Origin of the sequence: Legionella tunisiensis (assembly GCF_000308315.1) — a bacterium.
Lineage (GTDB): Bacteria > Pseudomonadota > Gammaproteobacteria > Legionellales > Legionellaceae > Tatlockia > Tatlockia tunisiensis.
On record NZ_CALJ01000065.1, the window covers coordinates 1 to 8,365 of the forward strand.

The window sequence follows — 8,365 nt, forward strand, 5'->3', positions numbered from 1 at the left end:
TTTGCGCAAAGCGATTTACCCTTTCCGAAAACTATGTTGGTTAAATTTCCAGTCCCTATCGCTCTTGTTGAGCGTGAAATTGGTTTTCCTTTGGTGATTAAGAATATTTCCGGTGCACGCGGCATTGGAATTCACTTATGCGAAACAGCAGAGAGCTTTAGAGATTTGATGGAGCTTATTGGTACTCATAGCGGCGATCATCAGATGATTTTACAAGAGTTTGTTGCCAGTAGTTATGGGCGTGATTTACGCATTTTTGTACTAGGTACAAAGGTAATTGGTTGTATGAAGCGTACGGCTAAGAATAGCTTCAAGGCTAATTATTCTCTCGGAGGTGAAGTTTCCCCCTTCCCCCTTACTCCTGAAATAGAGAAACTAGCGATAGCTTGTGCCGGGTTATTTAATTTACAAATTGCAGGTATCGATTTGTTGTTTGATACTCAAGGTTTTAAAATTTGTGAAGCTAATTCTTCGCCAGGATTTAAAGGAATGGAATTGGCAACAGGAGGGGATATTGCCCGGCAAATATTAAAGTATGTTGTTAAAGAAACGAAGATGGCTGCAAAAATTTGACAGTTATTCTATCAATTGAGGTACATGTCTTGACAGAGAGAGTAAGCTGCAAGATATAGATTGTTTATCACCCGCAGCTACTAGAAAATCATTATTCTTTTGCGCGAGATACGTATTCACCTTTTCGGGTATCGACTTTAATCAGCTCACCCGTTTGTACGAATAAAGGAACACGTACCACGGCACCTGTTTCCAGTGTTGCCGGTTTGCCGCCGCCGCCCGAAGTATCGCCTTTAAGACCAGGATCGGTTTCTGTGATTGCAAGAATAACAAAGTTAGGGGGGTAACCTGGATGGGTTCATTGTTCCATAAGGTAACCACACAAAGATCCTGTTCTTTTAACCACTGTACCGCATCAGCTAAGGCTTCAGAAGTTACGGCATATTGTTCAAAGTTGTCAGGAACCATAAAATGCCATAGTTCACCATCGGTATATAAATACTGCATTTCGACATCAGCAACATCGGCTGAAGGGAGTGTTTCACCGGTTTTGTAAGTACGTTCAACGACGCGCCCTGTTTTCAGATTCCGGATTTTCACACGTGTAAACGCCTGTCCTTTGCCTGGTTTAACAAATTCGCAATCGACAATGCTGCAAGGTGCATTATCAACCATAACTTTTAAACCATTTTTAAATTCATTGGTACTGTAGATTGCCATCAGTGCTCCACTGTTGAGATTTTGTTGCAATTTGGTTAGAGTTGGCAGTTTATCAATTTTGTACAATTAATGCGAGATTACTCTATAAGTTGGCAGAAGATTCTGGCGCAAGGCTTCGCCTCCGTCAATGAATTGCTTGAATTTTTAGCCCTACCATCTGGTTTAGGTAGTGTTGCTGCTGATAAACAATTTAAAACCAGGGTCCCACGTGGCTTTGCTGCACGTATGCAACGCGGCAATCCCCGCGATCCGCTTCTTTTGCAAGTACTTGCTGTTGAAGATGAGTTGTCTGTTATTGATGGTTATGTTGCTGACCCTCTGAGTGAAAGTAAAGATAATCCACTTGCAGGTCTTTTACACAAATATCAGGGGCGAGTATTGTTAACCTTAACAGGAACCTGTGCTATTAATTGCCGCTACTGTTTTCGGCGTCATTTTCCTTATCAAGATAATAATCCGGGGCGTGGTGGTTGGCAGCCGGTGTTTGATTATGTTCGTGCTGATACTAGCATTCAGGAAGTTATTTTGAGTGGTGGCGATCCGCTATTGGCTGCTGACGCAGTATTGGCTGAGTTGATACAGCAATTAGAAACTATTCCCCATCTACAAACGCTTCGTTTTCATACGCGTATCCCAGTTGTTTTGCCAGAACGGGTTAATAAGGATCTATTAAAATTACTTAAGGAAACCCGATTACGTAAAGTCATTGTTTTACATAGTAATCATGCGCAAGAACTTGATGAACAGGTTGCAGATATCTGCGTCGCTTTGCGCCAGGCTGATTGTCATTTGCTTAATCAATCTGTTCTTCTTAAAGGCATTAATGATGAACCAAGTATTTTGGCGGAATTAAGTGAGCGCCTCTTTGAATGTGGAGTGATGCCTTACTATTTACATTTGCTAGATCCCGTAGCGGGAGCGGCGCATTTTGATCTACCTCAAACAACCGCTTTGGCAATTTATAGACAATTACAACAGCAATTACCGGGTTATCTGGTTCCTCGTTTGGCGCGAGAAGAACCGGGAAAAGCAAGTAAAACGCTTTTAATTTAATTCGACTATGCGTTACTGTGGTGAGCTAATCACCCGTTTTCGCATAGAGTTGTAGCAATTTATCTTGAGCACAGTAATTACCATTAGTCATTGGTTTATAACTACCATCGGCCTGCATCTCCCAGGCATTACAATTGTCGCGCAAATAATTTTTAAAAATTTCTTGTTTGATGCGTTTCCGACAGTCCTCATCAAGAATAGGAAACATAATTTCAATGCGATTATACAAATTACGTTCCATCAAATCGGCACTGGAACAATAGTAATGCTCTGCATTGTGTGTACGAAAATGGTAAACGCGGTGATGCTCCAGGAAGCGACCTACAATTGAAATGACGCGGATATTATCAGATACCCCTGGAATACCGGGTTTAAGGCAACAAACACTACGCACCAAAAGATTAATTTTCACACCAGCTTGAGAGGCGCGATAAAGTGCTTGAATCATGGTTTTGTCAGTTAACCCATTGACCTTAATGTTGATCTCGGCCTCATTGCCTTCGCGAGCACTTTGGCTACATTCTTCTATCAACTGTAAGAGATTTTTTGTAAGGTAAAGGGAGAATGACACAAGGCTTTAAGTTTTACAGTTTTTCCAAGACCCGTGAGTTGCTGGAAAATAATTTGTGTGTCGGCTGTAATAGTCGGTTCACTTGTTAATAAGCCGAGATCCGTATAGCGTTTCGCGGTTTGTTCGTGATAATTACCAGTACCTAGATGGACATAGCGCTTTAATTTTCCATGAGTTCTGCGCACAACAAGCGTCATTTTGGCGTGAGTTTTATAACCCATTACACCATAAAGAACCAGTACGCCTGCTTCATGTAAATGATTAGCAAGTTTTAAGTTTGATTCTTCATCAAAGCGCGCGCGAAGCTCAACAACTGCCGTGACTTCTTTACCAGAGCGAGCTGCTTCTATCAACGCTTTAACCATCACTGATTCAGAATGAGTGCGGTAAAGGGTTTGCTTGATCGCCAAAACATTGGGATCTGCAGCGGCCTGGTGAATAAAATCAATCACTACACCATAGCTCTGATAAGGATGATGAAGTAGAATATCCTGTTCATCTAATACATTGAATAAATTGCGTTTTTCGTGAATAAATTCGGGATACTGTACGATCAGTGGCGGGTAGTTTAAATCCGGTCGATCCACCCGGTTAATCGCACTGTAATAACGTTGCAGGTTTACAGGTCCATCACTGTGATAAGTGTCTTCATGATGCAAATGGTGTTTTTGCAATAGAAAATCAACAATATTTGCCGGACATTGTTTATCAACTTCAAGTCGAACCACATGTCCATAGTGTCGTGAGAAAAGTTCGCGTTGAACCGCAACAGCCAAATCCTCTATTTCCTCTTCTCGTAAAAACAGATCGCTATTGCGAGTCAGACGGAAAGGGTAGCAACCGTTTATTTCCATTCCAGGAAACAGGCTGTGGATATGAGTCTGAATAATTGATGCCAAATAGACAAAATAATTGCCGCCAGTTGTACAAAGTTCTGATGGCAGATGAATCATTCTAGGTAAAGAGCGTGGCGCATGCACCACAGCGTAATCAATGCTACGGTCAAAGGCGTCTTTACCACGTAACGAGATAATAAAATTCAAACTTTTATTGAATAAACGTGGAAATGGATGTGCTAAGTCAAGTGCTATAGGACTCACTATGGGTAAAATTTCATTTTTGAAATAATGTTTTGCCCAGAGATGAATGTCTTCCGTCCAATCTTCGGTAGCGAGAAAATGAATATTTTCTTTCTTCATCCCTGGAAGTAATTCTTTATTGAAGATGTCATAAAGTTCATCAGTGAGCAAATGAACTTTCTTGCTTAATTGAGTAAAAATTTCATCGGGCCGTAAACCGTCAATGTTGAGTTTTCTTGACGATAAGGCAATTTTCTCTTTTAAACCAGCAACCCGTATTTCAAAAAATTCGTCCAGATTGCCGCTACAAATGCAAAGGAAACGCATGCGTTCAAGCAATGGTACGCGTTCATCTTTTGCAAGTTGTAGTACGCGCTCATTAAATGCAAGTGCGGTAAATTCACGGTTGATATAGTATTCCGGGTTATCTAAATCAATACTCAAACCAGGCTCCCCAAAAGCATACACGGTAATAACGCTAGGGTAGTTGATCAGCCTTATCGAAGGCAAGCGCTCTTATGGGAGCGCTTGTTAAGTTTATGCCGGCTTCTGTACGTTTAACTTTTAACGGACAATAAAAAACAAATGCCAATAAAAGCAAGGAATCCCCAAAAGGGTGATAAAGGGAAATAGATGAGTGCTGCAAAAAACAGAATAGAGACAAGTGTTATAGGCCAGGAAAAATAGATGCCGATAACACCCTGGGCAACTGAAAAAGAAGCGGCAGCAAGTAACGCTAATGCACCATACTGTACGGCAATCATGATTTTACGTGTTATGGGGCTATTATGACTACTGAGTAATTGGTAACCGATGACAGCCATAATTAAGCCAGGCAAATTCAAACAAGCGACTGCTAGAATTAAACCCGTCATGCCTGCCGCTTTATAACCAATTAGAGCGGATAATTTAACTGCAGTTAAACCAGGAAAAAGAAAACTTGAACCAATCATGGCAACAAACTCTTCCGGGCTAATCCATTGGCGATAATTGACTGCTTCGTATTCCAGTAATTTCAGCATCGAATTGCCGCCGCCTAGTGAAATGAAGCCAATCTTGCCAAAACTGTAAATGATAGCCAGCAGCTCTTTTATCATGACGCTAAAGTTTGTTGAAGGAAACTGACATAGTCGCAAGAAATCTGACCTCTCAGCAAGTGGTTCGCTATCTTTGTGACTAACAATTGCGAATGCCCTTCAATGCAGGCACTCAAAAAGACTCTTGCATTTAATTCTAGACGTGCTAATTCGAGCTTAATGGTCGGATCAGTGCTTAGTTTGTATACCAAAGCCTCTTTTGTTACCGCAATTTCCTGGCTCTGAGCATGTAGTTTGTTGAGTAAGTCAGCAGCGAGAAGATTATCGCTGCCCGGTAATATTGCGTCAGAAGGGTACTCATTAAGATTAATTTTCTTGCTATACCCGCAAAAGGTCTTTTTTCTATGAGGGGTTTGTAGAGTAGTTCAGAGCGTCTCCGTTTAATGTTGTAATTACATTTGGGTAAGAGCAAATAACAATCTTGGCGGTGTTTGACCTGATAATTAGATAAGAGAAGAAAACGTTCATCCAAGCCATTTAGCGTAATAATCGTATCATCTGGCCAGAAAAAACGTGCTTCCCAACGGAATTCATCTCTTTCCACCAAAGGAAATTTATCGAGTAAATTATCGTTACTAATTTCGAAATTCCACACCAAACGCTTGCTCATGGCTATCAACAAAAAATAACAATCTAACGCAAGACGATACGGCAGCAAAGCGAGATAAGCAAGTTGTTCGCGTGGAATAAAAATATTGGTGGAGTCTCGTCAAACCATTTGTTCATTAAAAAATAAGTTGCTCTTTACGATGATCTTTTCCCTGGCGTGGATGACTCGCAAAAATGATTAAAGACAGGTATATACTAGGATTTACTTCAATTAATCCGTGTGATGATTCACCATTAAGGTAAAGGAAGGGATTGATATGGCTACACTTTTGTTTGTTATTTATTTGATATTCACCTTGGTGGTGCTCTATCACGGCATGAAGGCTTTAATTTGGGAAATAGGTAGTGCCGTTTATTTGATCCTTACGACCTTTGTATTTTGCATGCCTTGGCTTGCTGGTTTATTAGTCTGGTTAGCAATTATCGTCGCTGTCACAATCATTCATGTCGAACATGTCCGTTTTGCCATCAGTGATTTTCTTTTTGATCGAGTAGGCAAATCAATTCCCAAGCTTACTAAAACAGAAGAAGAAGCTTTAAATGCTGGCGATACTTGGTTGGAGCAAGATATTTTTACTGGTTCACCTGATTGGGATAGGTTAGCCAATATTTCTTCAGCGCTGAGCGAAGAGGAGCAAGCTTTTCTTGATAATGAAACACAAACCCTATGCGGCATGATTGAAGAATGGAAAGTAAGCCAGGCAGGTGATTTGCCGGAGAATGTTTGGAAATACATTAAAGAGAAAGGGTTTTTAGGGTTAGTAATTCCCAAGGAATATGGTGGTAAGGGTTTTTCTGCACGTGCTCATTCTGATGTCGTTATGAAAATTGCCAGTCGTTCAGGTGTCGCTGCAGTGACTGTCATGGTACCTAATTCCTTAGGCCCAGGTGAGTTACTTAATTATTACGGCACCAAGGAGCAAAAAGAGCAATATTTACCTAATCTTGCTAAAGGAATGGATATACCCTGTTTTGCGCTTACCGAACCTGGAGCCGGTAGTGATGCGACTTCTATTCAGTCCGAAGCGGTGGTAGTTAAAAAGAAAATTGATGGCAAAATGGTTTTGGGCCTGAAGATTAATTTGAATAAACGCTGGATTACCCTTGCACCTATTGCGACATTGATAGGACTGGCAGTGAATTTAAAAGATCCGGACGGTTTGTTGAAGGGCGAGGGAACAGAGGGAATTACCTGTTTATTGATTCCCAGAAATACCGAAAATCTTGAAATAGGCAATCGTCATTTGCCTGCTGATCAGCCCTTTATGAATGGTACTATCCGTGGAGAAAATATTTTTGTACCAATAACAACGATTATTGGTGGTCAAAAAATGCTGGTCATGGGTGGCAAATGCTCGTTGAATGTCTATCAATTGGCCGTTCAATTTCTCTGCCTGCATTAGGGGCGGCATCATCGTCAGTCGCTTATTTAACCACGGGTGCTTTTGCCAGAATACGTCGTCAGTTTAATGTTGAAATTGGTCAATTTGAAGGCGTAGAGGAAAAGCTTGCGGAAATTGCTGGGTTAAATTACTTAATCAACGCCAATCGCTTAATGACGGTTGCTGCGGTCAATGAGCATAAAAAACCTTCTGTTGCTTCAGCAATCACGAAATATTTTAATACAGAACTTGCTCGTATAGCGGTTAATAATGCTATGGATGTTCATGCAGGTCGTTCGGTCGTGGTTGGCCCACGTAATTATTTGACTGGTTATTACCTAGGGGTGCCGGTTTCTATAACTGTAGAAGGTGCGAATATTATGTCGCGTAATTTGCTGATTTTCGGACAAGGGTCAATGGCCTGTCATCCCTTTGTACGCGATGAATTTTATGCTATTTCGCAAGAAGACAAAACAACCTTTCGTTCTTTAATTTGGCAGCATATTCACTATTTTATGCGCAACTTTGCCAAAACAATTTGTTCAGCTTGGACAAGTGGTATTTTTATCTCTGCGCCGGCAAATGGTTTAAAGAGAGAATACCAACGACTCGCTCGCTTAAGTCATGCTTATGCCTGGTTGGCTGATTTATCATTAATTTATTTAGGTGGTGAATTAAAACGAAAAGAACGTTTGTCAGCAAGACTGGCAGATGGCATGTCTTATCTTTATCTTGCTATGGCAGCATTGCGTTATTATCAGAAAAATGAAGCACATGCTGATGAAAAAGTACATGCAAAATGGGCTGTTTCTTATTGCTTCTATCATGCGCAAAGAGCCATGATTGCCTTTTGCCAAAATTTTCCTTCCCGCCCACTGGGTTTGTTAGTCCGTTTGCTGGCCTTTCCTTTTGGGCAAACAATGCACTATCCAAGTGATAAGCTGGATCATCAATTGGCAAAATTAATGATGCAAAATAACCATTATCGTGAGCAAATGATGAAATCTATCTATCTTTGTGGCGATCCGAAACAGCCTGTCGACAGGATGGAGGACGCTTTACAGCTTATCATCAAACATGAGGCGCTTTTCAAAAAGATTGGTGATCTTAGACGTTTTAAATTTGGCGCCTTGAAAGAAAAATTAGTCGAGAAAGTGAGTAAAGGTGAGTTATCTCAGGAAGACATGGATGCAATTGTCGCTGTTGAACGGGCGCGTTGGGATGCCATTCAGGTCGATGAGTTTACTTTGATTCGATGAAGAACAATCGTATAACTTCGTATAATGTATGCTATACGAAGTTATTACGGTGTTGATTCACCATTAAGGTAAAGGAAGGGAT

General features: G+C 40.9%; 6 protein-coding genes and 2 pseudogenes. 4 read left to right on the plus strand and 4 right to left on the minus strand.

Features of this window, described 5'->3' with window-relative positions; all coding sequences use genetic code 11:
- Positions 1 to 573 (plus strand): ATP-grasp domain-containing protein (locus BN58_RS05340; RefSeq protein ID WP_019215966.1); only part of this gene is annotated, 573 nt, incomplete at its 5' end.
- 91 nt (positions 574 to 664) lie between these two features.
- Here BN58_RS05340 and efp read toward each other — a convergent pair.
- Positions 665 to 1,233 (minus strand): annotated as a pseudogene (efp, locus tag BN58_RS22340) (elongation factor P).
- A 69-nt stretch (positions 1,234 to 1,302) separates the two neighbouring features.
- Between efp and epmB the strand changes: the two are divergent.
- Positions 1,303 to 2,286: an EF-P beta-lysylation protein EpmB gene (gene epmB / locus BN58_RS05350; protein ID WP_019215967.1), complete on the plus strand. Its 984-nt coding sequence runs from the start codon at positions 1,303 to 1,305 to the stop codon at positions 2,284 to 2,286.
- Positions 2,287 to 2,311: 25 nt separating this feature from the next.
- Here the strand turns inward: epmB and ppk1 are convergent.
- The 3 genes and pseudogenes from ppk1 to BN58_RS22350 form a co-directional block, all read right to left on the minus strand.
- Positions 2,312 to 4,380 (minus strand): annotated as a pseudogene (gene ppk1 / locus BN58_RS22345) (polyphosphate kinase 1).
- Positions 4,381 to 4,493: 113 nt separating this feature from the next.
- The gene (locus BN58_RS05360) at positions 4,494 to 5,033 is read right to left on the minus strand and encodes a chromate transporter (RefSeq protein WP_019215968.1); all 540 of its coding nucleotides are present in this window, start codon (positions 5,031 to 5,033) and stop codon (positions 4,494 to 4,496) included.
- Between the two features lie 202 nt (positions 5,034 to 5,235).
- A complete protein-coding gene (locus tag BN58_RS22350) occupies positions 5,236 to 5,643 on the minus strand; it encodes a hypothetical protein (RefSeq protein ID WP_232220361.1) in 408 nt (135 codons plus the stop codon).
- A gap of 256 nt (positions 5,644 to 5,899) precedes the next feature.
- Between BN58_RS22350 and BN58_RS32915 the strand changes: the two genes are divergently transcribed.
- On the plus strand, positions 5,900 to 7,045 hold the full coding sequence (locus tag BN58_RS32915; RefSeq protein WP_232220362.1) for an acyl-CoA dehydrogenase family protein: 1,146 nt from the start codon (positions 5,900 to 5,902) through the stop codon (positions 7,043 to 7,045).
- Positions 6,994 to 8,283, plus strand: coding sequence for an acyl-CoA dehydrogenase domain-containing protein (locus BN58_RS32920; RefSeq protein WP_232220363.1), 1,290 nt, complete (start codon positions 6,994 to 6,996; stop codon positions 8,281 to 8,283). The genes BN58_RS32915 and BN58_RS32920 overlap by 52 nt, the downstream gene beginning before the upstream one ends.
- Positions 8,284 to 8,365: the final 82 nt, after the last annotated feature.